Genomic DNA, 22,127 nt, shown 5'->3' on the forward strand with positions numbered 1-22,127 from the left:
TGCGCGTTTAAAGTGAGTTCAGGAACGCGAGCAACGCAGCGCGCTGCTCGGCATCGAAAGTGAGTACGAAATTGCGTGCCGCCTCGGCTTCGCCACCGTGCCACAGCACGGCCTCAAGCAGGTTGCGGGCGCGGCCGTCATGCAGGAACTGGCTATGGCCACTGACCGTTTCGCTCAGGCCGATGCCCCACAGTGGCGGCGTCCGCCAGTCCTGGCCGTTGGCGGCGAACTCGGTGCGCTCGTCGGCCAGCCCCGGGCCCATGTCATGCAGCAGCAGGTCGCTGTAGGGGCGTATGACCTGGTTGGCCAACGCGGGTTCGGTGGCGTCGGCGGCGGTGGTGAACTGCGGTGTGTGGCAACCTTGGCAACCCGCCTGGTAGAACAGGTTCTTGCCCGCCAGTACCTGTGGCGAGCCGACGTCGCGGCGGGCCGGCACAGCCAGGTTGCGGGTGTAGAACGTGACCAGGCGCAGGATGTTGTCGCTGACTTCTTTCTCGCCATCGGCACCATCGCCGTTGGGCGCAGCCAGGCAGCCGGTTTGTGCCTGGGTGCAATCGTCGTTGGGCAGCAGGGTGCTGGTCAGGCCCATGTCGCCGGCAAAGGCGTGCACGTTCTGCTGGTTGACGTTGGGCTGCCCGGCTTTCCAGCCGAAGCGGCCGATCACTGTTTTGCCCTGGGCGTCGTCCCATACACGGTTGGCCCGCCCGCGGATGCCATCGCGGTTGCGGTCGTCCGGGTCTTCGTTGGCCAGCAGGTCGGCTTCGGGGATCGCTTCAAGCAGGCCCAGGCCGATCATCGGTGGTGCCACCCGCGCAGAAAAGCGCGTGTCGGGGTGCATCACACCATAGCCGAGCTGGGTGATTTGCAGGGCTGGCTTGCGCAGCTCGACCTGATGGCCGTCCTTGAATGACATGGTTTCGCGGGTGTAGCTCACCCGCACCTTGCCTTCGGGCGCCACGCCGGGGATGGCCATGTCCTGCAACTGGGTACCGTAGACGGGCTCTGGCACCACGCCGAGGCGCTCGATCACTTTGGCCAGGTAGGGTTGGTCGGGGATCGACAGGCGTACCAGCATACCCACCGCGTTGCTGTCGCCCGGCTCTGGTGGGTGGCCACGGCCGTCGCGCACGTGGCAGTTCTGACAGGCGTTGGTATTGAACAACGGGCCCAGACCATCACGCGCGGTGGTGGTTGACGGCGCGATCACCCAAGGGTTGCGAAAGAAGCTGTTACCCACGGCGAAGTCCAGGCGTAGCTCTGGCGAGAGGTTGGCCGAGGGCAGGGAATAGGCATTGCGGTCGCTGCGCTGCACGGTCGCCTGGCCACCCGACAACGCTTCGCCGGGCTCGGCGTGGGTGAAACGCGGGGCGTCGTCACAGGCGGCCAAGGCCAGGGCCAGCAGCAGGGGGGGGAGTCGGGACAGCGACAAGGACATCTAGAATCCTGGGCGTGAGCGAAAAACCGGCGTGCAGCTTAGCAGGCCCAGGATCATTGAATAAGAGCAATTTGCGTTTGCTTGATGAAATCGCTGCGAGCGCGGTTGGTCAGGCCATATAGAGCATGAAGTGTCGGTTGACCAGGTTGACGATCAGGTTCTTGTTGCCGCCACCGCGATTATCGCCGGTGACTTCGATGACTTCTTCGCTGGTGTATTCCATGGAGGAGGCGGTAATGCACTTGACCGCGTCCATGTGCGCAGGTTGCCAGTAATCCTGGAATATCCAGATGCTGGTGTCGGCAGACGGGCCGAGTATCAGGCGCAAGGCCTTGTGGTTCTCAGTCGATCTGCCGATCCACGGGATGGCCAGCGAGCCATTCCAGACGTGCTGTGCGCCGACTGCCAGGCTGTTGCTGCGGTTTTCACCGTCGATCAGGGTCAAGGTATAAGGGGTGTTATTGGCGATGGAGCGTAAGTAGGTGACGTTGGCCATGTAGTGTTTTCCTTTCAATGTTCAGTTTTCGGGCGTGGTAATGGGCTGGTCGGGGCGCGATAGACATAGGCCGCGAGCAAGGTGATTTCGTTGAATGGGGGGGCGAGCTCGGCGGGATTAAAGCGACCGAGCAGTTGCATCCCTTGGTCAATGGCGACTGCCTCGAACATCCGGCGGTCGGTTTCGTTGGGGTCGTACAGGTAGATCTTGCCGGGACGGGCAACTACCCGGCACATTTCCTCGGCCACATGGTGGGTGATCGGAGCGCCCATCAGCGTCACGTGAGGGACTGCATGGTCGTCGAGGGGAAAGTCCGGAGCATCGTATTCGTATACGACGATAAGGTTGGGAATGTGCCCGCCAGCGAACGGCCCGTTGGAGATGAGCTGGCCAGCCTTGTTCAGGTTGTACGCATCGTTGAATCCGGTGATGAGGTCTTCCCCATTCATGCGCTGGACGATTCGGCCTTCGCCCCAGACATCAAGAATCTGCAGCACTGTGCCTCCTGTTAGGTTTGATCGAAGGCCTACAGGATGAGCATCTGCGCGCACGCCAGGCAGCGGGAAGCGTTTTACCCGGCAGCAAACGAAAACGCCCGGCACAAGGCCGGGCGTTTGCGGTGAAGCGCTACAGCAGGATCAGAACTCGTGATCCGCAGTGTCCGGGTTCAGGTTGGCAATGCCCAGCTTGCCCGCGGCCTGCTCGATCGAGCCGGTCTGCTTGACCAGGGCGGCGATGGCGTCCCGTACAACCTGGTTGCCGGCAGCGTTGTCGGCGGCGATCAGCTGGTCGTAGTGCTCGCCTTTGAGGGCGTGGTCTACGATCACCTGAAGCTTGGCCTCGGTGGCTTCCAGATCGGCCTTGAGGGCTGCATCGGCGGCCGGGTCAACCTTGGCGACCAGCGACGACAGGCTAGGGCCGGTCAGCTTGGTGCCGTCCGGGCGGGTGTACTCGCCCAGGTAGACGTTGCGGATGCCCTTGGCGTCGTAGAAGTGCGAGTAGTGGGTGTTGTCGCTGAAGCAGTCTTGCTCGTCTTCCGGCGAGTTGGCTTCCAGCGAAACTTTCATGCGCTCGCCAGCCAGTTCGCCCAGCGACAGGCTGCCCATGCCGAACAGCATCTTGCGCAGGCCGTCGTTGACGGGCTCGGCTTCCAGCTTGGCGCGGTAGTTGTCGGCGACGTTCGGTGCCCAGTTGCCGACCATCTCTTCGAGGTCGGTCACCAGCAGGTCGGTAACCGCTTTCAGGTAGGCGCGGCGGCGGTCATTGTGGCCGCCGGTAGCGCCCTGGCCTTCCAGGTAGTCGGATGCCGGGCGGTTGCCAGCGCCAGGGCCGGTGCCGTTCAGGTCCTGGCCCCAGAGCAGGAATTCGATGGCGTGATAGCCCGTGGCAACGTTGGCCTCGGAGCCAGCCAGCTCGTTCAGGCTAGCCAGTTTCTCGGGGGTGATGTCCTTGACGTCGACCTTCTCTTCACCCACCTGGATCTCGGTGTTGGCGATGATGTTGGCGCTGGCCCCCGGGTTGCCCAAGGCGTGCTCGTAGCTCTTGTCGACGTAGTCGATCAGGCCTTCGTCAAGGGGCCAGGCGTTCACCTGGCCTTCCCAGTCGTCGATGATGGTGTTGCCAAAGCGGAAGGTTTCGCTCTGCAGGTACGGTACGCGCGCGGCGAACCAGGCTTCCTTGGCGGCTTTCAGGGTTTCGTCGTTGGGCTTGGCCAGGAACGCGTCGACCGCGGTCTGCAGCGTCTTGGCAGTGCTCAGCGAGTCGCTGTACACGGCGTAGACCATGTCGGTGTAATGCTTGACCACGGCTTTGCCGGCTGCTTCGTCGACAGCCCCTGGCGCAGCGGTGGTGGCAGCAGCAGGTGCCTGGGCTTGCGGCGCGGCGGCTTTTTCGTCCTTGCCTTCACCGCAACCGGCGAGGGCGATGGCAATGGCCAGCAGACTGGCGGAGGCCAGAGGCATTCGAATCATTATTGGTTTTCCTGCATCGTGTGGTTGGACCAAGGGGGTGGACCGTGCGCCGTGGCACGCAAAACTACAACATCATGCGAAAGATTTGCATTTGCTGTAAAGGGGCGGGCGCGCAATTCATGTAAATCAGGGGCTCGGCCTGTAACCGGGCAGGTGCCTCAGGACACCGAAACCCGGTTGCGTTGCGCTTGTTTGAGGAAGTGGGTCAGTTCACGGGCCGAAAGGGGCTTGCTGTAGTGGTAGCCCTGGCCCTCGTGGCAACCCTGGGCCACGATGTAGGTTTCCTGCTCGGCCGTTTCCACGCCCTCGGCGATCACCTGCATCCCCAGGCTTTTGCCCAGCTGGATGATGGCGCGAACGATGGTGGCGTCGTCATCGTCGTCGAGCAGGTCCTGAACGAAACTCTTGTCGATCTTGATCTTGTCCAAGGGCAGCGACTTCAGATAGCTGAGGGACGAGTAGCCGGTGCCGAAGTCGTCGATGGCAATCAGCGCCCCGGAGCGGCGCAGGCTCAACAGGTGCTGGGCGGCGGTGCTGATGTCTTCCATCAGACCGGTTTCGGTGACTTCCAGTTCCAGGCTGCGCGGTGGTAGGCGATAGGCTTGCAGCAGGTTGTTGACCACCCGTGGCAGCTCGCTGTGGTGCAGTTGCACGGTAGACAGGTTGACCGCCATGCGCAGGTCGCTGAAGCCCTGGTCGTGCCATTCGCGCAGTTGCCGGCAGGCCTGGTCAAGCACCCATTCGCCGATGCTGATGATGCTGCCGTTCTGCTCGGCCAAGGGGATGAACTGGTCGGGTGGCACCATGCCCAGGTCCGGGTGCTGCCAGCGCAGCAGGGCCTCTACGCCGACCACTCGGTGGTCGCGGTAGCTGATCTGTGGCTGGTACACCAGGTACAGCTGGTTGCGGGGCAGGGCTTCACGCAGGTCCTTTTCCAGTTCGCGACGGCGACGCATCTCGCTGTCGACGCTGGCGATATAGAACTGGTAGCGGTTGCGCGAGCGGGCCTTGGCCAGGGTCATGGTCTGTTCGGCTTTCTGCAGCAGTTTTTCGGTGCTGTCACCGTCTTCGGGGAACAGGGTGATGCCGATGGTCGCGCGCAGGCGGATTTGCTCGTGGTCGAGGTCGAACGGTACTTCCAGGTCGTCAAGGATGCTTTGCGCCAGTTCGGCAGCCTCATAGGGCTGCTCGATATTGGCCTGTACCAGGGCGAACTGGTCGCCGCCCAGCCGCGCCAGAGCGCCCAGGCGGCCGCTGTGGGCGCGTAGTCGATCGGCCAGGGCCAGCAGCAACTGGTCACCGACCTGGTAGCTGAATTGTTCGTTGATACCCTTGAAGTCGTCCAGGCCAACGCACAGCACTGCCACTCGGTGCTGCAGGCGGCCGCCGTCGACGAGGATCTTGTCCAGTTGCTGCTGCAGTTGCTGGCGGTTGGGCAGGCCGGTGAGGAAGTCGTACTGGGCCATGCGCTGCAGGCTGTTTTCCGCCTCGTGGCGCAAATGGGTGTTGCGCTCGATCGAGGCCAGCAACTGGTTGGCGGTGTTCACCCACAGGCCCAGCTCGTTTTTCTCGTGGCCCTTGAGCAGCGGTATCTGGTGCTGGCTGGGGCGGTCAGGGTTGATCTGGGTGAGGTGCTCGATGATCTTCGACAGCGGTTTGGTCAGCAGCCAGTGGTAGACCAGGTAAAGCACCAGGCCCATGGCCATGGCCCGCAGCACGCCGGATATGAAGATGATCACCGCGTTGATCAGGAAATCTTTGCCGTAGGAGGAGGTATCGAGGGTAATGCTGAGGTCGCCGTAGTATTCGCTGTAAGGTCCACGGCCGACCAGTTGCGTGGTGTAGGTGCGCTCCTGGCCGAGGATGAGGTCGGTGAGCCAGCGCATGGACATGTCCTGCAGCGGGCGGGACTTTTCTGCCAGCATGGTTTCGTTGGGATGGCCAATGGAGGCCATGCGTACTGATTCGTCCTGGAACAGGCCTTCCATGACCTGCATGCCCATTTCACGGTCGAGGCTGTAAACCGCCTGGGTCGAAGGATCGCGGAACATGTCGAGGATGCGCTGGGCGTCGCTGTCCACGGCCTGGCGGGTCTTGTAGGTGTCATAGATGATTTGCGCACAGCTGAGCACGACGCCGACCGCCAGCGCCGACAGCAGCACGACCCTGAGCAACTTGACCGACAAGCTGTTCCGCAATTCCAGCTTCAATGGGGTTTCCTTAATCCATGCGCATGGCATCATTTTGCCATCAACGATGACGATACACTACCGGCCGACCGTTAGCAGTGTATCGGTTGCCTGACCCCGCAACTTGAATGCGCTGTATCAATCTTCCAGAGGTTTGATGTTAGCGTGGTATGCGGCCTGAGCAAGCGTTTTGCGGGTGGAGCGCAGGTGAAATGCGTGCTGGCTGCTTCGCGGAGAGCCCGCCCGCACAGGCATGGCACACTCCTCGAACAGAGGGCCTGTGGAGCGGAAGTAAACGATGGCTGCCCCTGAAAGGCAGCGCTATTTCTCCGGCAGCGCCCAGGCAATGATGCTGTCACTCAGCTTGGTCGGAATCCGGTCATGCCCGCCGACCACTGCAACCACGTACTGGCGGCCTTCGCTCACGTAGGTCAGGGGCGACGCCTGGTTGCCGGCCGGTAGGCGTTCTTCCCACAGCAATTCACCACTTTCGCTGTTGTAGGCGCGCATGAAAGGGTCGATGGCAGCGCCGATGAAGGTCACGCCGCCGGCTGTAGCCACGCCGGTGGCATCGCTCGGTGTACCGATTTCGAAGCGCGGTTTCGAGGCGATGCCCAAGGGGCCGCTGCCATAGCCGGTGCCGAATGGGCGGCTCCAGCGTACTTCACGGGTGCGCAGGTCGATAGCTGAGATGAACCCCCAGGGTGGCGCGATGCACGGTTGTTCCAGCGCCGACATCCATGGGTCCTTGATGGCCCCGTACGGCAGGCCGGCCTGGACGCGGAACCCCTGGTTATTGCCGGGCGACTACTGGCGGCGTAGGGCATCCAGGGCCACCAGCGAAGAGCTGAACTTGTCTTCCTGTTCGGTGCGGGTACCGCCATAGAAGTCACCTGCTGCATTACCAGTGGTGAGTAGACCAGTCCCAGCTCGTCGTCGGCGGACATCGGCGCCCATGAGTTGGGCGTGCTGAGCGTATAGGTTTCATCTGCGTCGGCAGGTGCAGTGCTATCGGGACGGCCATGAGCCCAGGCCCAATTTTGTTTGCCGCTGACTGCATCGTAGGCGCGAACCACGCCTGACGGTGCCGGGCGCACATCTGAGTCCAGCACCCGGCCACCGGTGATGACCACCCCGCGGATGGGTTGGCATCTGGTGATGCCACCGTGCTGCGGCTGAACGGTTGCTGTGAATGCGCGGTAATAGCCGGCGAGTCGGCCAGATGAACGATGTTCGGGAAGAACAGCGGTGCCAGGATGGTGGCCGCCATCAGCAGCGGCAGCACGCCCATGATGCTGAAGTACAGTGCCTTGTTGATTTTGGCGAAGTCGCGGCGGACCAGTGGCCAGAAAGCCAGAAAGATCACACTGAGCAGTACCAGCCAGGCCAGGCGTGGAATATAGGCCCAGCCGTTGTAGCCCGACTCCCAGATCGCCCAACCGTAGGTGGCTAGGGATGCTGCGCCATAGAGGTAAATTCCGGCCGCCTTCTTCAGGCCCATGAGTGCGGCGGCCAGCAACAATACGGTGCCCATCATCGCGTAGTAAGGCGAGCCACCGGCATTGACCAGCGCGCCTCCCTGATAGGCCAGTGTCAGGCCAAGCAGGGCCAGCAGAATCGTGTACACCCCGAACAGAAGGCTCGAAACCCCCGTCCCTTTAGCCAACGTTCCTTGTTCCATTGCATCCCTTCCTGTGTGATTCGGTGCCACAGTGCGTCCGAGCGATGCGCATATTGCTTATTGTTGCAATGAAATACAATGAGTGGCGCAAATTTTACGCCGAGCGCTGATTTTTCAGGCTTCTTTGTATCTTGTGTCAAAAGGAGGCAATGGCTAAGCTGCCATAACTGATTCACGCGCAGGTTTGAAGGAAGGGGGAGAGGGGTTATGCCTGCTGGCTTTCCTGCAAGGCAGTCTGGCCGGTTTTGAGGCGGCCGACTTCGTCCAGATGTTTCCACAGAAACCGTGCGGCCTCTTCGCGCCGACCGGATTCGATCAGGTCGAGCAGGTGCAGGTGCTCCAGGCATTGCGTCATCAGGCGACTGCGGTCGACGTTGGCTTTGTAGCTCATGAAGCGTCTGAGTTGGTTTTGCCGGCGTATGGCATCGATGAAGAAGAGGTTGCCCGAGCATTGCACGATCATTTCGTGAAACTGGGCGCCGATTTCAAACAGTTGGGCACGTGACAGCGTGTGAATCTCGCCGTCGAGCATGGCCTGCTGTTGCGCCCTGGCTTTGGCAAAGGCGGCCTGGTTCACGTTGTAGCCCGGCTCACGCAGTGCGGCCGGCTCGATGGCCATGCGGAAGCGGTAGCTCTGGATGTGGGTCTGGGCGTTGTGCACGAATTCGTTGAGGCTCCAGCCTTGCCCGGGCTTGCGCTCGACCATGGCTTCGCTTGCCAGCCGGTTGAGGACCTTGAGCAGTTGCCCGCGAGGCACAGAGTAGCGTCGCAGTAGCTGGGCTTCAAAGAATTCGGCAGGGATTTCCCCGTTGAGGATGTCGTCCACCACACGCAGGTAGAAGTCTTCGAAGGGGTCGCAGACGGGCGGTACGGTGGCTTCCTGGATCTGCCCGGCGTCCTGTTTCAGAAAATAGCCGCGATTGGGCTCCTGCACCGCGATGTTCCACTCGGCGAGCAGGGCGAATACCCTGCGGATGGGGGAGCGGGAGACATCGAAGGCTTGGGCGAAGGTCTGCTCGCGCAATGGCTCGCCGGCCTTCATCGACCGGGCGCGGATCATCTCGATGACGCGAGGGGCCAATTGCAGGGCGAGGTCTTTCTTGATCACAGGCTGTATTCCGAATGTTTGACTTCAGTCGATCCGGCAGATTTGGGTCGGACTGGGGCAGGAAAATACCACACACGAAGGACCTGAGTGTCTGCACGCAGCGAGCTGGCGCAGTTGCCGCCAGTGCAGTGCCTGAGCCGCGGCTCAGGCTTTGCAACGACGAATGTTTTCTTCCCGGGATGGATCTTTACACATGCTCAAATTCAATGCTCACCTCGGCTTCCAGTTCAACGAACTGCCTTTTCTGCAGCGTATCGAAGCCGCCGCTGCCGCCGGATTTCGCGCGGTGGAATTCCCCTCGCCCTATGAGTTGGATGCGAGTTTGTTGGCTGATGAACTGGCGAAGTATGCGTTGCCATTGGTCCAGTTTGCCGCACCGGCTGGCGTTTCCAAGGGCATTGCCGCGGTGGCGGGCAAGGAGCCCGAGTTTCGTGACGGGTTGCGCCAGGCAGCCAGCTATGCCCGCACGCTGGCATGTACGGATGTGCACCTGATGTCCGGGATAACCCACGAGGATGGCGCCGGCAAGGTGTACGCGAGCAACCTGGACTATGCCGTGAAATATTTCGAGGACCAGGGGCTGCGGCCATTGATCGAAGTGATCTGCACGCAGGAAATGCCAGGGTATTACATGTCCGACTTCAACAAGGCACAGCAGGTGCTGGAGGCGCATGCGAGTATCGGGCTGATCCTTGATCTGTACCATGCGCAGTTGTTGACCGGAAATGCGGCCGATGTGCTGGCACAGTTCTTTGAGCGGACGGTGCATGTGCAGGTGGCCGACTGTCCTGGGCGGCATCAACCGGGGACGGGGCAGATGGATATTGCAGGGTTGTTTGCGACGCTGGAGCAGCGCGGGTATGCGGGCTGGGTCGGGTGTGAGTACCGGCCTACGGGCGCTACTGCGGATAGCCTTGGCTGGCTTGGTCAGTACGCCTCATGAACGCCCTGTGCGCTGGCCCGTTCCAGAACCCTTGAAAAAAAACCGATGCCAGAAGACTGGCATCGGTTTTTCGAGGAAGCCCGGCGTGGATGGCAATGCTGGACTGCCAGCATTACGGCACGAGGCCGGGTTTCTTGCTCAAGGCTGAGGGACTCAGGCCTTGAAGGTCTTGCCTTCGAACTGCTCGGCAACGAAGGCCCAGTTGACCAGGTTCCAGAACGCCTCGACGTACTTCGGACGCAGGTTGCGGTAGTCGATGTAGTAGGCGTGTTCCCAGACGTCGCAGGTCAGCAGCGGGGTGTCGCCGCTGGTCAGTGGGCAGCCGGCGCCGATGGTGCTGGCCAGGGCCAGGGAACCGTCAGCTTTCTTGACCAGCCAGCCCCAGCCGGAACCGAAGGTGCCCACCGAAGTCTTGGTGAACTCTTCCTTGAACTTGTCGAAGGAACCGAAAGCGGCGTTGATGGCGTCAGCCAGTGCACCGGTAGGCTGGCCGCCGCCGTTTGGCGACAGGCAGTTCCAGTAGAAGGTGTGGTTCCAGACTTGAGCGGCGTTGTTGAAGATGCCGCCCGAAGAGCTCTTGACGATCTCTTCCAGGGTCTTGCCTTCGAATTCGGTGCCTGGGACCAGGTTGTTCAGGTTCACGACGTAGGTGTTGTGGTGCTTGTCGTGGTGATACTCCAGGGTTTCCTTGGAGATGTGCGGCTGCAGGGCGTCATGGGCGTACGGCAGCGGCGGCAATTCAAAAGCCATGGTGGATCTCCTGATTCAGGTCTGTTTGCGGTTTGCGCAAGGCCGATCACGGGCGGCCCGATAAGCGTCGGCGAGTCTGTACTCTTTGCGACGCAAGGGCTGGATCATAGCACCGGGCCCGGCGCATAACCACGCAACAAACATAGGGAATAGAGGTTCCGCAGGGGCTGGGCTGTGCCGACCGGCGGCTCGGCGTTGCGCGGGTGTTGCCTGCAAGACCGCGTGCTGCACGATCTTGCCGTTGATGAATATGCCGCGCCCCGAGGTCAGTTGAAGATCAATTGCGCCGCCACCGCGAACATCATCACCGCCACCATCAGGTCGAGCATGCGCCAGGTCGCCGGCCGCGCCAGCCACGGTGCCAGCCACGCCGCGCCAATGGCCAGGGTCGAGAACCACAGCAGCGAAGCGCTGGCCGCCCCGGCCACATAGGCGCCAGGGGCGGACTGCTGGGCGCCCAGCGAGCCGATCAGCAACACGGTGTCGAGGTACACGTGCGGGTTCAGCAGGGTCACCGCCAGGGCGCTGAGCAGTACGGCGCGACGTGAGCGAACGCCCTGGCCTTGCTGGTGCTGCAGGCTCTGCTTGGAGCAGGCACTGCGCAGCGCCTTGGCGCCGTACCAGATCAGGAACACTGCGCCGCCCCAGCGGGCAATCGCCAGCAAGGTCGGGTTGTGTGCCAGCACGGTAGCCAGGCCGAATACCCCGGCGGCCACGAGGATGGCGTCACAGATGATGCACAGCGCTGCCACCGGCAGGTGATGCTCACGGCGCAGGCTCTGGGCGAGGACGAAGGCGTTCTGGGCGCCAATGGCCATGATCAGACCGAAGGCCACCAGCATGCCATTGAGATAGCTTTGCCACATGGCAGGGCTCTCCAAAAAGGGTCACGAAAGATGCTGGCCATTGTGATGTTCGGCGCTGTATAAGAAAAACAAATAAAGCTCATCACCCATTAGGAAAATCGATGTTCGACTACAAGCTGCTGGCTGCCCTCGCGGCAGTGATCGAACAAGGCGGTTTCGAGCGTGCGGCGCAGGTGCTGGGCTTGTCGCAATCGGCGATTTCCCAGCGCATCAAGTTGCTTGAGGCGCGGGTCGGCCAGCCGGTGCTGGTACGTGCCTCGCCGCCCGGCACGACCGAAGTCGGCCGCCAGCTACTCAACCATGTGCAGCAGGTGCGCCTGCTCGAACGCGACCTGCAGCGCCAGGTACCGGCGCTGGACGAAGAGGGCATGCCGGAGCGCCTGCGCATCGCCCTCAACGCCGATAGCCTGGCCACCTGGTGGGCCGGCGCGGTGGGCAACTTCTGCGCACAACAGAACGTGCTGACCGACCTGGTGGTTGAGGACCAGGAAGTGGGCCTGAAACGCATGCGTGCCGGCGAAGTGGCGGCCTGCCTGTGTGGGAGTGAGCGGCCGGTAGCCGGCGCACGTAGTTTGCCACTGGGGGCCATGCGCTACCGGGCATTGGCCAGTCCCGTGTTCATGGCGCGGCACTTCCCCCAAGGTTTTGTCGCCAGCCGCCTGGCCCGTACGCCAGCGATCGTGTACGGCCCGGACGATTTCCTGCAGCATCGCTACCTGGCATCGCTGGGCATAGAGGGTGGTTTCCTGCACCACCTGTGCCCTTCATCCGAAGGCTTCCTGCGCATGACCGAGGCCGGGTTGGGATGGGGCCTGGTGCCCGAATTGCAGGCCCGGGAGCAACTGGCCAGTGGGCAATTGGTGGAAATCTGCCGCGATACCCCTATCGATGTGCCGCTGTACTGGCATCATTGGCGCAATGGCGGGCAATTGCTCGCGCAACTGACCGACCACCTGCGGCACACCGCACAGCATTGGCTGGTGCCCTTGTAGCCATGGCTGGCGTCAGTTGCATCTGAAATCTGGCAAGACGGAGTGTTACATGCGAATTCTGGTCACCGGCGCGAGTGGCTTCATTGGCGGGCGTTTTGCGCGTTTCGCCCTGGAGCAAGGCCTGGACGTGCGCGTCAGCGGCCGCCGTGCCGAAGGGGTCGAGCATCTGGTCAAGCGTGGCGCACAGTTCATCCCGGGTGATCTGGGTGACGCCGAGCTGGCCCGGCGTTTGTGCCAGGGTGTCGAAGCCGTGGTGCATTGCGCTGGCGCGGTCGGTAACTGGGGGCGCTATCAGGATTTCTACCAAGGCAACGTGGTGGTGACCGAGAACGTGGTCGAGGGCTGCCTGAAAGAGCACGTACGGCGCCTGGTGCATCTGTCTTCGCCGTCGATTTACTTCAATGGCCGTTCGCGTCTGGACGTCCGCGAAGACCAGGTACCGCGTCGCTTCCACGATCACTATGGGCAAACCAAGTACCTGGCCGAGCAGAAAGTGTTCGGTGCCCAGGAGTTCGGCCTGGAAGTGCTGGCGCTGCGTCCGCGCTTCGTTACCGGTGCGGGCGATGCCAGTATCTTCCCGCGGCTGATGCAGATGCAGCGCAAAGGGCGTGTGGCGATCATCGGCAACGGCCTGAACAAGGTCGATTTCACCAGTGTGCACAACCTTAACGAGGCGCTGCTAAGTGCATTGTTCGCTGATGACCGGGCGCTGGGCCAGGCTTACAACATAAGCAACGGCCAGCCACTGCCGCTGTGGGACGTGGTCAACTACGTGATGCGCCAGATGCAGCTTCCCCAGGTGACCCGCTACCGTTCCTATGGTCTTGCCTATAGCCTGGCCGCGCTCAACGAGGCGGCCTGCATGTTATGGCCAGGGCGCCCGCAACCGACCTTGTCGCGCCTGGGGATGCAGGTGATGAGCCGTGATTTCACCCTGGATATCAGCCGTGCCCGGCAGTACCTGGACTACCAACCCAAGGTCAGCCTGTGGACGGCGCTGGATGAATTCTGCGGCTGGTGGAAGCATTTGCCGCCCGGCTGACAATGGTCATCAATGCGCCGCGCTGGCGGTTTATACTCGTGCCTCTTTGTGACTACCGCGGTTGAATGTATCCATGCGTAACCATGCTCACGATGACTTTGATGACGTGCCTGCCTTGCGGGCGGGCACCGTTGATGATGACGAACTGATGCCGGCGCATGTGATGCGCAGCCGCCAGAAAGCCGCCCGCGGGGCCAGCACGGCGCCGTTGTGGGCATTGCTCGGTGCCTCGTTCATCGCCTTGGCGGGTCTGGGCTGGTGGAGCTTCCAGCAGATCTCGCTGATGGAGCAGCAACTGGTGGCGACCCAGGAAAGCTTTGCCCGCATCAGTGAAGAGGCGGCTGGCCGCCTTCAGGCAATCAGTGGCAAGGTGGCGGCCAGTGAGTCTGGCGCCACTACCAGCAGTGAGGCATTGAAGCTACAGCTGCGCCAGTTGCAGCAGGGTGTTGCCGGGCAGACCGGCGACCTGGGCAAACGTCTGGAGCAGGTGCTGGCCGATACCCGAGAACAGCAGAAGGCTGTGACCGAGCTGCAAAGCCAGTTGCAGGCGCAACTGAAGCTGGTGAATGGCGAGTTGGCGGCGCTGCGTTCCGGCCAGGTCGATGGTGGCAAGCTGGATGCCCAGTTGAAGAGCCTGAGCGAGCAGGTTGCCGCGCTGAAGGCCTCACAGGTGGATGGCGCTCAGCTGGACGGCCAGCTCAAGAGTTTGGGTAGCGAGGTGGCGGCCTTGAAGAAACAGGGCAACCCGAGCGCTGACATTCAGAGCCTGCAGCAGGACATGCTGGTGTTGAAGAGCCAGGTCGACAACCGCCCGGCTGCGGCGTCATCCGGTAGTGCTTCGGTGCAGGAGTTCGATGCCTTCCGTGCGCAGATGACGCGTAACCTGAATACGCTGCAGAGCCAGATTCAGAACCTGCAGCAACAGATCAACGCCCGTCCGTAACATCAGCTGAGCCTTGTTCGCGGGCACGCCCGCTTCCACAGGATCGAGCACAGCTTTCAAGCCTGTCGCTATACCGGTGGGAGCGGGCATGCCCGCGAATGGCCCTCAATCACAACCGCGGATAATCGATGTAACCCACCGGCCCCTTGCCATAGAAGGTTTCGGGATGTGCCTCGTTCAACGGCGCATCCGCTGCCAGCCGTGCCGGCAGGTCGGGGTTGGCGATGAACGGCACACCAAACGCCACGGCATCCGCTTTGCCACTGGCCAGGGCCGCATTGGCACTGGCCTTGTCGAACCGCTCGTTGACGATGTACGGGCCACCGAATGCCTCTTTGATCAGCGGCCCGATGCTGTCGTCGGCTTCCCGCTCCCGTGAGCAGATGAAGGCGATGCCGCGCTTGCCCAGCTCTCGGGCCACATAGGTGAAGGTCTCGGCGCGGTCGGCGTCGCCCATGTCGTGGGCGTCGGCTCGCGGTGCCAGGTGCACACCTACGCGCTGCGCGCCCCACACTTCAATGGCCGCATCGGTCACCTCCAGCAACAGGCGCGCGCGGTTTTCCAGCGAGCCACCGTAACGGTCGGTGCGCTGGTTGGTGCTGCTTTGCAGGAACTGGTCGAGCAGGTAACCGTTGGCGCCATGGATCTCCACACCATCGAAACCGGCAGCCTTGGCATTTTCGGCGCCACTGCGGTAGGCCTCGACGATGTCGTTGATTTCTTCGGTTTCCAGCGCCCGCGGGGTAGGGTAGTCACTCAGTGGGCGCACCAGGCTCACATGGCCCTTGGGCTGGATCGCGCTGGGGGCCACAGGCAGTTCGCCATTCAGATAGCTGGGGTGGGAGATACGACCTACGTGCCACAGCTGCAGGAAAATGCGACCGCCCGCAGCATGCACGGCCTTTGTCACGTTGTTCCAGCCACGTACCTGTTCATCGTTCCAGATGCCGGGGGTATCTGGGTAGCCGACGCCCATGGGGCTGACCGAAGTCGCCTCGCTGAGGATCAGCCCGGCGCTGGCACGTTGTACGTAGTATTCGGCCATCAGCGCATTGGGCACGCGGCCTTCATCGGCGCGGCAGCGGGTGAGCGGGGCCATGATGATACGGTTGGGCAGTTGCAGGTCGCCCAGTTTGATCGGATCGAAAAGCGTGGTCATAGCGGTTACCTGCCTTGTCAAAGTGCTTGGCGCAGTTGTTCGAGGAACGCCTGGATGGTGGCTTCGTCGCGTTTGAAGAAGTGCCATTGGCCAATCTTCTGGCTGCTGATCAGCCCGGCGCGCTGCAACGTGGCCAGGTGGGCAGAGACGGTCGACTGCGACAGGCCGCAGCGTTGGTCGATTTGCCCGGCACACACACCGTTTTCGGTGCTGTGGTACTGGTCCGGAAACTGGGTTGCCGGGTCTTTCAGCCAACTGAGAATTTCTCGCCTGACCGGGTGGGCCAGTGCTTTTATGATTTCGTCGAGATCGAGTGGCATGGTTTGAGGCTCGTTGTAGCGGTATATCGCGATAGGGCGAAATATAATTCGCTGAATTCCGATATACCAATACGAAGGTGTTCTGAGCTGAGCACGAATCGATATATCGCGTTATAACGATATGTTCGGTGACGATGCTAGACTGCGCTCATGAACTACCTCGCACACTTGCACCTGGGCGGCCCGGCGCCGCAACAACTGCTTGGCAGCCTGTATGGCGACTTTGTCAAAGGCTCGTTGGAAGGGCGCTTTGCGCCTGCGCTGGAGGCGGCCATCCGGCTGCACCGGCAAATCGACAGTTACACTGACCGGCACCCAGTGGTGCTGGCGGCTCTGGCACGTTTTCCGCGCGAGCGGCGGCGTTTTGCCGGCATCGTTCTGGATGTGTTTTTCGACCATTGCCTGGCACGGCACTGGGGCAATTACGCCGATCAGCCGCTGGAGCAGTTCACTGGCGCGTTCTATCGGGTATTGCTGGCAGAGCCTGAGCTGCCTGGGCGACTGGCGCGGATTGCGCCGTTCATGGCAGCGGATGACTGGCTAGGGGCGTATGGCGATTTCGACACGCTGGAACAGGTGTTCAACGGCATTGCCCGGCGCTTGTCGCGGCCTGAGGGGATGGCCGGGGTGATGGTGGAACTGGAGCGGCTGTACGAGCCGCTGCTGGCGGATTTTCGCGAGTTCTACCCGCAACTGCAGGCGTTTGCTGCGGTGGGGCGGATGTCTGACAGTTAGAGGTGTGTGGGTGATACTGGCCTCTTCGCGGGTAAACCCGCTCCTACGGGGAATTGCGATCGGTGTAGGAGCGGGTTCACCCGCGAAAGGGCCAGAACAGGCAGTACACGCATTCAGGCAGCCCGCGCCTGCCGACGTGGCGCCATCTCCACGTCTTCAACCCCGAACAGCGCCAGGTGAATCGCCTGTTGTGCCTGCAACGCCAGCACCGCACGTTCCTTGCCCACGCTACCTATTGGCTGCAGCAGGTGGATGCACACCTCGCCCCGCGGCAGGGCGAACAGGCGCATCAGGTGCGACACCAGGTCGTCCTCACCAATGAACGGCGCTACCGGGTCGATCTGGCCATCACGCAGGTACTGGATAGCGACTGGCTGCACTGCCACGCCACGGTCGATGGCACCTGCCAGCAGGCGGCCATGAAAGGTGCGCAACGTGCGGCCGGTGGTAGTGGTGCCTTCGGGGAATATCAGCAGCGGGCGGGCCAGCCCCAGTTGCCCGGCGATCTGTTCGCGCAGGCGCTGACTGTCGCCACCACCACGGCGAATGAACAGCGTGCCGGCCTTTTCCGCCAGCCAGCCGGCCACCGGCCAGTGGCGCACTTCGGCCTTGGACAGGAAAGACAGCGGCGTGAGCATGCCAAGCAGGGGGATGTCGGTCCAGGAAACATGGTTGCTGACCCACAACATCGGCCGTTGCGGAAGTTCGCCGACTACCTTGACGTCGAAGGGCAGGGCAGCGACCAGGCGCTTCATGAACAGGCAAGTCCAGCGCTGGCGCCGTTCGATCGGCGCCTTGAAGCCCAAGCGTTCGCCCAAGGCGATAATGCTGGCCATCAGCATGCCCTGCGCCAGCACCAGCAGCAGTCGGATGAGGCGGGCCAGTACCCGCAACTTCGGCATCAGACCGCCGCCTTGAAGTGGCGGGCGTAGCGTGGGCACAGCTCGTCGCGTTTGAGCAGGATGAACACGTCTGCCACCTGGAAGTCTTCGTCCCAGCATGGCTCGCCGCAAATCTTCGCGCCCAGGCGCATATAGGCCTTGAGCAGCGGTGGCATTTCGGCAATGACGTTGTTGGGCAGGGCCAGTTTCGGCAGTGGTTTTTTCGGCTCGGCACGCAGGTGTTCGGTGCACAGGTAACGTTCACGCAGGCGCTGCATCACTGCATGGGCCTGCACGCCGCCGTCCTGCATGGGGATACTGGCGCAGCCCATCAGATAGCTGTAGCGGCCCTCGTTGAGCACCTCGGCCAGTTCGCCCCAGAGCACGGCGATGGTACCGCCGTTGCGGTAGTCGGGGGCGACGCAGGTACGGCCCAGTTCGAGGATCGGGCCTTGCAGCTGCAACAGGCCGTGCAGGCTGAATTCTTCTTCGCTGTAGAAACGGCCCAGGCTGCTGGCGGCCTGGTGATCGAGCAGGCGGGTGGTGGCAACCAGTTCGCCGGTGCTCAGGTCGCGTACACCAATGTGGCGGCAGTGCACGTCGTAGTCGTCCATGTCCAGGCCCTGCTCGGCACCTTTGAGCTTGGCCTTGAATTCTGCGCTGAATACGGTGTAGCGCAGAGCCTGGGCTTCTTGCAACGCCGCGGCGCCAACCAGGCGTTCGGCTTGCAGACGGCGTTCGGTGCTGTAGTCGCCAGCGGTAGCGATCCGAGTCATTACGAGTCTCCATAAGCCAGCCATGAAGGGTTGCGGCCGGTCGGCTTTGTTGTGCAAAGTCAGCCTAGGTAGACCCAGTGTCACCCCTGTGAATGTTTGGTGATGCTTGCGTGACACACCCTGAGCCTTAACTGAAAGCCCTCCAGCAAGGAGCTGTTCCATGGCCTGGTTGCAACGACTCAACGATCCGCTTCGCCTCGCGCCGACAGGCACCCTGGGCGAAACCTACGCCGCGCTGCTTGAGCGCCTCGGCCCGGTTGCCCCGTTCGAACTGGCGGTACTGGGTGGGCGTGCAATGGCCACCCCGGGCCTGGCCTTCCTGGTGGGTTACCAGGCCGCCCTTCGTGTGCTGTGGCCCAGTGCGCCGCACAGCCTTGGCGCCTTGTGTGCCACCGAGCGGCGCAGCGTGCGGCCTGCAGACATGCACACACGGCTGGACGCTCTGCGGCTGTCGGGCTGCAAAGACTTCGTTACCGCAGGCCTGGAGGCGGAGTGGTTGCTGGTGGCGGCGCGTAGCGAAGCGGCTGGCGCGGCGCCGCAACTGAGCCTGGCGGTGGTCTATCCCGGGGAGCCGGGGGTGACACTGGAGCCATTGCCGACCCTGCCGCTGATGCCGGAAGTCGGGCACGCCCGGCTGCTGCTGGAGCAGGCATCGTGCGAGTTGCTGGCCGGTGACGGCTGGGATGCCTACGTGAAGCCGTTCCGTTCGCTGGAGGATTTGTATGTGCTCGCGGCGCTGACCGCCTGGTTGTATGGCGTTGGGCAGGAGTGCGCCTGGCCGCAGGGGCTGCGCCTGCAGTTGCTTGGGCTGTTGGCCGGCTGCGCCGAGGGTAGCCGCCAGTGTGCCGATAGCATGGGTTGTCACTTGTTGCTTGGCGGGTTGTTTGCGCAGTTCCAGGCCTTGCGGGGGGAGATCGATGCGGCGTTGGCGACAGGGCCGGTGCAGTGGGCGCAAGTCTGGCAGCGTGACCAAGGGGTGATGGCGCTGGCGGCGTCGGCGCGGGAGAAGCGGCTGAACAAGGCTTGGGCTGCTGCGGGCTTTTCATGAATGGCTCACAGGTTTGTGTGAACCGATGAATCGCGGCGTGGTACCTGTGGGGGCGGGGTTAGGTGCAAAGCGGCCGGTACTGGCAGCAGAAAACCTGAAAGACATTTCCTTTTATCGCGCTTGATCCCCGCAAATCCCAGCCGTTGACGTATCATTGGCCGCCTGACGGCAACCCCTCCAGGATCGCTTGCGCATGCTCGCCCTTCTTATCCAGACCCTGAACATCACGGCGCCGGTTTTCGCCATGCTGTTCATGGGCGTCCTGCTCAAACGCATTCACTTGATCGACGACAACTTCAACCGCGTCGCCTCGCAGCTGGTATTCAACGTCTGCATGCCGGCGCTGCTCTTCCTCGGCATCTACCACGCCGACCTGGCCGCAGCGGTCAAGCCCGGTGTCATCCTGTATTTCATCGTCGCCACCCTGGTCGGTTTCGCCATTGCCTGGGGCATGGCCATCTGGCGCAGCCCGATGGCCGACCGGGGCATCTATACCCAGGGCGCCTTCCGCGGCAACAATGGTGTGATAGGCCTGGCCCTGGCCGCCAGCCTGTACGGTGACTATGGCATCTCCCTGGGGGCGGTGCTCGCAGGCTTGGTCATCCTCATGTACAACTCGCTGTCCGCGGTGGTGCTGGCGGTGTACAGCCCGGACCTCAAGTCCGATCCGTGGAGCATCTGCAAAAGCATTTTCAGCAACCCGCTGATTATCAGCGTGCTGGTGGCCGCACCGATGGCTTACGGCCAGGTGCCGCTGCCCAACTGGCTGCTGACCTCGGGCGACTACCTGGCACAGATGACGCTGCCGCTGGCGCTGATCTGTATCGGTGGCACGCTGTCGCTGGCAGCGCTGCGTAACTGTGGCCGGCTGGCCATCGATGCCAGCCTGGTGAAGATGCTCTGGCTGCCGCTGCTCGGCACTCTTGGTGCCTGGTTGTGCGGGTTTCGCGGGGCGGAGCTGGGCATCCTGTTCCTGTACATAGGCAGCCCGACCGCTGCAGCCAGCTACGTAATGGCGCGCGCGGCCAACGGCAATCATGAGCTGGCCGCGTCGATCATCGTGATTACCACGCTAATGGCGGCGATCACCACCAACATTGGTATTTTCATCTTGCAGTGGGGCGGATGGATCTAGATCCTTGACTGCAAATAACAGCAACAACACTGCCTTACTGAGCTAAAGGACACTTCATGCAAGACCAGAGCACGCCCGAGCGGTTACAGCGCGGGCTGAAGAATCGCCATATCCAGCTGATCGCGCTGGGCGGGGCCATCGGTACCGGCTTGTTCCTGGGCATTGCCCAGACCATTCAGTTGGCCGGCCCCTCCGTGTTGCTGGGCTACGCCATCGCCGGCCTGATGGCCTTCCTGATCATGCGTCAGCTGGGCGAAATGGTGGTGGAAGAGCCGGTCGCCGGCAGCTTCAGCCACTTCGCCCACCAATACTGGAGCGAGTTTGCCGGCTTTGTCTCAGGCTGGAATTACTGGGTGGTGTACGTGCTGGTCGGCATGGCCGAGCTGACGGCGGTCGGTATCTACGTGCAGTACTGGTGGCCGGACTTCCCCACCTGGGCCACGGCGGCGATCTTCTTCGTGGTGATCAACCTGATCAACCTGACTCAGGTAAAGGTCTATGGCGAGATGGAGTTCTGGTTCGCCCTGGTCAAGGTAGTAGCCATCGTCAGCATGATCGGCTTTGGTGCCTGGTTGCTGGGCAGCGGTCATGGTGGCCCGGATGCCAGCGTGGCCAACCTGTGGCAGTACGGCGGCTTCTTCCCTAACGGCGTCACGGGTCTGGTAATGGCCCTGGCTGTGATCATGTTCTCCTTCGGTGGCCTGGAGTTGGTCGGCATCACGGCTGCCGAGGCTGACAACCCGCGCGAGAGCATCCCCAAGGCCACCAACCAGGTGGTGTACCGCATCCTGATTTTCTACATCGGTGCCTTGGCAGTGCTGTTGTCGCTGTACCCTTGGCAGAAGGTGGTGCAGGGCGGCAGCCCGTTCGTGATGATCTTCCACGAACTGGACAGCGACCTGGTGGCGACCATTCTCAATATCGTGGTGCTGACGGCTGCGCTCTCGGTGTACAACAGCTGTGTGTACGCCAATAGCCGTATGCTGTTCGGCCTCGCCAGCCAGGGCGATGCGCCGCGTCAGTTGCTGAAGGTAAGCCGTAGCGGCGTGCCGCTGACCGCGCTGGGCGTGTCGGCCTTTGCGACCGGCCTGTGCGTGCTGATCAATTACCTGATGCCGGGCGGGGCCTTTGGCTTGCTGATGGCGTTGGCAGTGTCCGCGTTGGTGATCAACTGGGCGAGCATCAGCATTACCCACCTCAAATTCCGCAAGGCCAAGCTGGCCGCCGGGATCACCCCCTTCTACAAAAGCCTGGGGCACCCGCTGACCAACTACCTGTGCCTGGCGTTCATCGTGCTGATCCTGGTGGTGATGTACCTGACGCCGCCGATTCGCATCTCGGTAATGCTGATCCCGGCATGGATCGCTGTGCTGTGGGTGGCTTTCAAGCTGAAGAAGGCTCGCCAGGCCAAGGGCTGATCGGGTTTGTTCGTAAGGGGTATGCCGTTAGGTTTTCGGTGCCTGTGAGATCGAGCGCCGCCCGCGCGGCGCTTCGCGGGTAAACCCGCTCCTACGTTTGTTTCGGGCCAGTCCCTCCTGTGCCAGGCGCGCGCGACCGCCTTGTTTGTACGACGCGATATCGAGGCATGCGCCAAAGCGTTCGCGCGCAAATCCCGCAGGAATAATTGGCCCGAAACAAACCGTTCTGTGCCAGGCGCG

At 62.2% G+C, this 22,127-nt stretch carries 22 protein-coding genes; 8 read left to right on the forward strand and 14 right to left on the reverse strand.

Going from position 1 to position 22,127, the window contains the following annotated elements; all coding sequences use genetic code 11:
• Nucleotides 1–7: 7 nt before the first annotated feature.
• The 8 genes from PRJ_RS04825 to PRJ_RS04855 all read right to left on the reverse strand — a co-directional run bounded on the left by PRJ_RS04825 (nucleotide 8) and on the right by PRJ_RS04855 (nucleotide 8,879).
• Nucleotides 8–1,435, reverse strand: a complete 1,428-nt coding sequence (locus PRJ_RS04825; protein ID WP_104960842.1) for a di-heme oxidoredictase family protein — start codon at nucleotides 1,433–1,435, stop codon at nucleotides 8–10.
• Nucleotides 1,436–1,544: 109 nt separating this feature from the next.
• Entirely contained in the window at nucleotides 1,545–1,931 is a 387-nt protein-coding gene (locus PRJ_RS04830; RefSeq protein WP_020192047.1) for a hypothetical protein, read from the reverse strand.
• A 14-nt stretch (nucleotides 1,932–1,945) separates the two neighbouring features.
• Complete coding sequence (locus PRJ_RS04835; RefSeq protein WP_104960843.1) at nucleotides 1,946–2,428, reverse strand: hypothetical protein; 483 nt, start codon at nucleotides 2,426–2,428, stop codon at nucleotides 1,946–1,948.
• A 141-nt stretch (nucleotides 2,429–2,569) separates the two neighbouring features.
• Nucleotides 2,570–3,901: an imelysin family protein gene (locus PRJ_RS04840; RefSeq protein WP_010952117.1), complete on the reverse strand. Its 1,332-nt coding sequence runs from the start codon at nucleotides 3,899–3,901 to the stop codon at nucleotides 2,570–2,572.
• 158 nt (nucleotides 3,902–4,059) lie between these two features.
• Nucleotides 4,060–6,111 carry a bifunctional diguanylate cyclase/phosphodiesterase gene (locus PRJ_RS04845; protein WP_162497226.1) on the reverse strand — a complete coding sequence of 684 codons (2,052 nt, stop codon included), beginning with the start codon at nucleotides 6,109–6,111 and terminating at the stop codon, nucleotides 4,060–4,062.
• 300 nt (nucleotides 6,112–6,411) lie between these two features.
• Nucleotides 6,412–6,828, reverse strand: a complete 417-nt coding sequence (locus tag PRJ_RS30275) for a PQQ-binding-like beta-propeller repeat protein (RefSeq protein WP_256597921.1) — start codon at nucleotides 6,826–6,828, stop codon at nucleotides 6,412–6,414.
• Nucleotides 6,829–6,991: 163 nt separating this feature from the next.
• Nucleotides 6,992–7,771: a hypothetical protein gene (locus PRJ_RS30280; RefSeq protein ID WP_256597922.1), complete on the reverse strand. Its 780-nt coding sequence runs from the start codon at nucleotides 7,769–7,771 to the stop codon at nucleotides 6,992–6,994.
• Between the two features lie 205 nt (nucleotides 7,772–7,976).
• On the reverse strand, nucleotides 7,977–8,879 hold the full coding sequence (locus PRJ_RS04855) for a GntR family transcriptional regulator (protein WP_104960845.1): 903 nt from the start codon (nucleotides 8,877–8,879) through the stop codon (nucleotides 7,977–7,979).
• Between the two features lie 193 nt (nucleotides 8,880–9,072).
• Between PRJ_RS04855 and PRJ_RS04860 the strand changes: the two genes are divergently transcribed.
• Nucleotides 9,073–9,822 (forward strand): hydroxypyruvate isomerase family protein, encoded by a 750-nt coding sequence (locus tag PRJ_RS04860; protein ID WP_104960846.1) that lies wholly within the window; start codon nucleotides 9,073–9,075, stop codon nucleotides 9,820–9,822.
• Nucleotides 9,823–9,975: 153 nt separating this feature from the next.
• Here PRJ_RS04860 and PRJ_RS04865 read toward each other — a convergent pair whose 3' ends face one another.
• Nucleotides 9,976–10,572, reverse strand: coding sequence for a superoxide dismutase (locus tag PRJ_RS04865; RefSeq protein WP_003255187.1), 597 nt, complete (start codon nucleotides 10,570–10,572; stop codon nucleotides 9,976–9,978).
• A 266-nt stretch (nucleotides 10,573–10,838) separates the two neighbouring features.
• Nucleotides 10,839–11,438, reverse strand: a complete 600-nt coding sequence (locus PRJ_RS04870) for a LysE/ArgO family amino acid transporter (protein ID WP_020191198.1) — start codon at nucleotides 11,436–11,438, stop codon at nucleotides 10,839–10,841.
• Nucleotides 11,439–11,539: 101 nt separating this feature from the next.
• Between PRJ_RS04870 and PRJ_RS04875 the strand changes: the two genes are divergently transcribed.
• From PRJ_RS04875 to PRJ_RS04885, 3 genes are all read left to right on the forward strand, one after another.
• Nucleotides 11,540–12,430, forward strand: a complete 891-nt coding sequence (locus PRJ_RS04875; RefSeq protein WP_003255184.1) for a LysR family transcriptional regulator ArgP — start codon at nucleotides 11,540–11,542, stop codon at nucleotides 12,428–12,430.
• A 49-nt stretch (nucleotides 12,431–12,479) separates the two neighbouring features.
• Nucleotides 12,480–13,472 (forward strand): NAD(P)-dependent oxidoreductase, encoded by a 993-nt coding sequence (locus tag PRJ_RS04880; protein WP_003255182.1) that lies wholly within the window; start codon nucleotides 12,480–12,482, stop codon nucleotides 13,470–13,472.
• 73 nt (nucleotides 13,473–13,545) lie between these two features.
• Nucleotides 13,546–14,415 carry an ATPase gene (locus tag PRJ_RS04885; protein WP_104960847.1) on the forward strand — a complete coding sequence of 290 codons (870 nt, stop codon included), beginning with the start codon at nucleotides 13,546–13,548 and terminating at the stop codon, nucleotides 14,413–14,415.
• 109 nt (nucleotides 14,416–14,524) lie between these two features.
• Here PRJ_RS04885 and PRJ_RS04890 read toward each other — a convergent pair whose 3' ends face one another.
• Together PRJ_RS04890 and PRJ_RS04895 are read right to left on the reverse strand one after the other, a co-directional pair.
• Nucleotides 14,525–15,574, reverse strand: coding sequence for an alkene reductase (locus PRJ_RS04890; RefSeq protein WP_010952123.1), 1,050 nt, complete (start codon nucleotides 15,572–15,574; stop codon nucleotides 14,525–14,527).
• 17 nt (nucleotides 15,575–15,591) lie between these two features.
• Nucleotides 15,592–15,894, reverse strand: coding sequence for a helix-turn-helix transcriptional regulator (locus PRJ_RS04895; protein ID WP_003255178.1), 303 nt, complete (start codon nucleotides 15,892–15,894; stop codon nucleotides 15,592–15,594).
• A gap of 150 nt (nucleotides 15,895–16,044) precedes the next feature.
• Here PRJ_RS04895 and PRJ_RS04900 point away from each other — a divergent pair, with 150 nt between their 5' ends.
• Nucleotides 16,045–16,629, forward strand: a complete 585-nt coding sequence (locus PRJ_RS04900) for an ACP phosphodiesterase (protein WP_010952124.1) — start codon at nucleotides 16,045–16,047, stop codon at nucleotides 16,627–16,629.
• Nucleotides 16,630–16,742: 113 nt separating this feature from the next.
• Here PRJ_RS04900 and PRJ_RS04905 read toward each other — a convergent pair whose 3' ends face one another.
• Both PRJ_RS04905 and olsB read right to left on the reverse strand, forming a co-directional pair.
• Entirely contained in the window at nucleotides 16,743–17,531 is a 789-nt protein-coding gene (locus PRJ_RS04905) for a lysophospholipid acyltransferase family protein (RefSeq protein WP_104960848.1), read from the reverse strand.
• Nucleotides 17,531–18,286, reverse strand: a complete 756-nt coding sequence (gene olsB, locus PRJ_RS04910; RefSeq protein WP_104960849.1) for an L-ornithine N(alpha)-acyltransferase — start codon at nucleotides 18,284–18,286, stop codon at nucleotides 17,531–17,533. The genes PRJ_RS04905 and olsB overlap by 1 nt, the downstream gene beginning before the upstream one ends.
• A 160-nt stretch (nucleotides 18,287–18,446) precedes the next feature.
• On the opposite strand from olsB, the gene PRJ_RS04915 reads away from it, so the two are divergent.
• The 3 genes from PRJ_RS04915 to PRJ_RS04925 all read left to right on the forward strand — a co-directional run bounded on the left by PRJ_RS04915 (nucleotide 18,447) and on the right by PRJ_RS04925 (nucleotide 21,887).
• Nucleotides 18,447–19,334 carry a hypothetical protein gene (locus tag PRJ_RS04915; RefSeq protein ID WP_020193101.1) on the forward strand — a complete coding sequence of 296 codons (888 nt, stop codon included), beginning with the start codon at nucleotides 18,447–18,449 and terminating at the stop codon, nucleotides 19,332–19,334.
• A 193-nt stretch (nucleotides 19,335–19,527) separates the two neighbouring features.
• Nucleotides 19,528–20,469, forward strand: coding sequence for an AEC family transporter (locus PRJ_RS04920; RefSeq protein WP_012051304.1), 942 nt, complete (start codon nucleotides 19,528–19,530; stop codon nucleotides 20,467–20,469).
• 56 nt (nucleotides 20,470–20,525) lie between these two features.
• On the forward strand, nucleotides 20,526–21,887 hold the full coding sequence (locus tag PRJ_RS04925) for an amino acid permease (protein ID WP_104960850.1): 1,362 nt from the start codon (nucleotides 20,526–20,528) through the stop codon (nucleotides 21,885–21,887).
• Nucleotides 21,888–22,127: the final 240 nt, after the last annotated feature.

It is taken from the genome of Pseudomonas sp. XWY-1, from assembly GCF_002953115.1.
Taxonomy (GTDB): Bacteria; Pseudomonadota; Gammaproteobacteria; order Pseudomonadales; family Pseudomonadaceae; genus Aquipseudomonas; species Aquipseudomonas alloputida.

Bases quoted from the DNA above. Each gene is read 5' to 3' on its own strand.
- PRJ_RS04915 (WP_020193101.1), top strand. From the start codon at position 18,447: ATGGCCTGGTTGCAACGACTCAACGATCCGCTTCGCCTCGCGCCGACA.
- PRJ_RS04840 (WP_010952117.1), bottom strand. From the start codon at position 3,901: ATGATTCGAATGCCTCTGGCCTCCGCCAGTCTGCTGGCCATTGCCATC.
- PRJ_RS04880 (WP_003255182.1), top strand. From the start codon at position 12,480: ATGCGAATTCTGGTCACCGGCGCGAGTGGCTTCATTGGCGGGCGTTTT.
- PRJ_RS04885 (WP_104960847.1), top strand. From the start codon at position 13,546: ATGCGTAACCATGCTCACGATGACTTTGATGACGTGCCTGCCTTGCGG.
- PRJ_RS04860 (WP_104960846.1), top strand. From the start codon at position 9,073: ATGCTCAAATTCAATGCTCACCTCGGCTTCCAGTTCAACGAACTGCCT.
- PRJ_RS04865 (WP_003255187.1), bottom strand. From the start codon at position 10,572: ATGGCTTTTGAATTGCCGCCGCTGCCGTACGCCCATGACGCCCTGCAG.
- PRJ_RS04925 (WP_104960850.1), top strand. From the start codon at position 20,526: ATGCAAGACCAGAGCACGCCCGAGCGGTTACAGCGCGGGCTGAAGAAT.
- PRJ_RS30280 (WP_256597922.1), bottom strand. From the start codon at position 7,771: ATGGAACAAGGAACGTTGGCTAAAGGGACGGGGGTTTCGAGCCTTCTG.
- PRJ_RS04890 (WP_010952123.1), bottom strand. From the start codon at position 15,574: ATGACCACGCTTTTCGATCCGATCAAACTGGGCGACCTGCAACTGCCC.
- PRJ_RS04900 (WP_010952124.1), top strand. From the start codon at position 16,045: ATGAACTACCTCGCACACTTGCACCTGGGCGGCCCGGCGCCGCAACAA.
- PRJ_RS04920 (WP_012051304.1), top strand. From the start codon at position 19,528: ATGCTCGCCCTTCTTATCCAGACCCTGAACATCACGGCGCCGGTTTTC.
- PRJ_RS04825 (WP_104960842.1), bottom strand. From the start codon at position 1,435: ATGTCCTTGTCGCTGTCCCGACTCCCCCCCCTGCTGCTGGCCCTGGCC.
- PRJ_RS04905 (WP_104960848.1), bottom strand. From the start codon at position 17,531: ATGCCGAAGTTGCGGGTACTGGCCCGCCTCATCCGACTGCTGCTGGTG.
- olsB (WP_104960849.1), bottom strand. From the start codon at position 18,286: ATGACTCGGATCGCTACCGCTGGCGACTACAGCACCGAACGCCGTCTG.
- PRJ_RS04830 (WP_020192047.1), bottom strand. From the start codon at position 1,931: ATGGCCAACGTCACCTACTTACGCTCCATCGCCAATAACACCCCTTAT.
- PRJ_RS30275 (WP_256597921.1), bottom strand. From the start codon at position 6,828: ATGTCGGCGCTGGAACAACCGTGCATCGCGCCACCCTGGGGGTTCATC.
- PRJ_RS04875 (WP_003255184.1), top strand. From the start codon at position 11,540: ATGTTCGACTACAAGCTGCTGGCTGCCCTCGCGGCAGTGATCGAACAA.
- PRJ_RS04895 (WP_003255178.1), bottom strand. From the start codon at position 15,894: ATGCCACTCGATCTCGACGAAATCATAAAAGCACTGGCCCACCCGGTC.
- PRJ_RS04870 (WP_020191198.1), bottom strand. From the start codon at position 11,438: ATGTGGCAAAGCTATCTCAATGGCATGCTGGTGGCCTTCGGTCTGATC.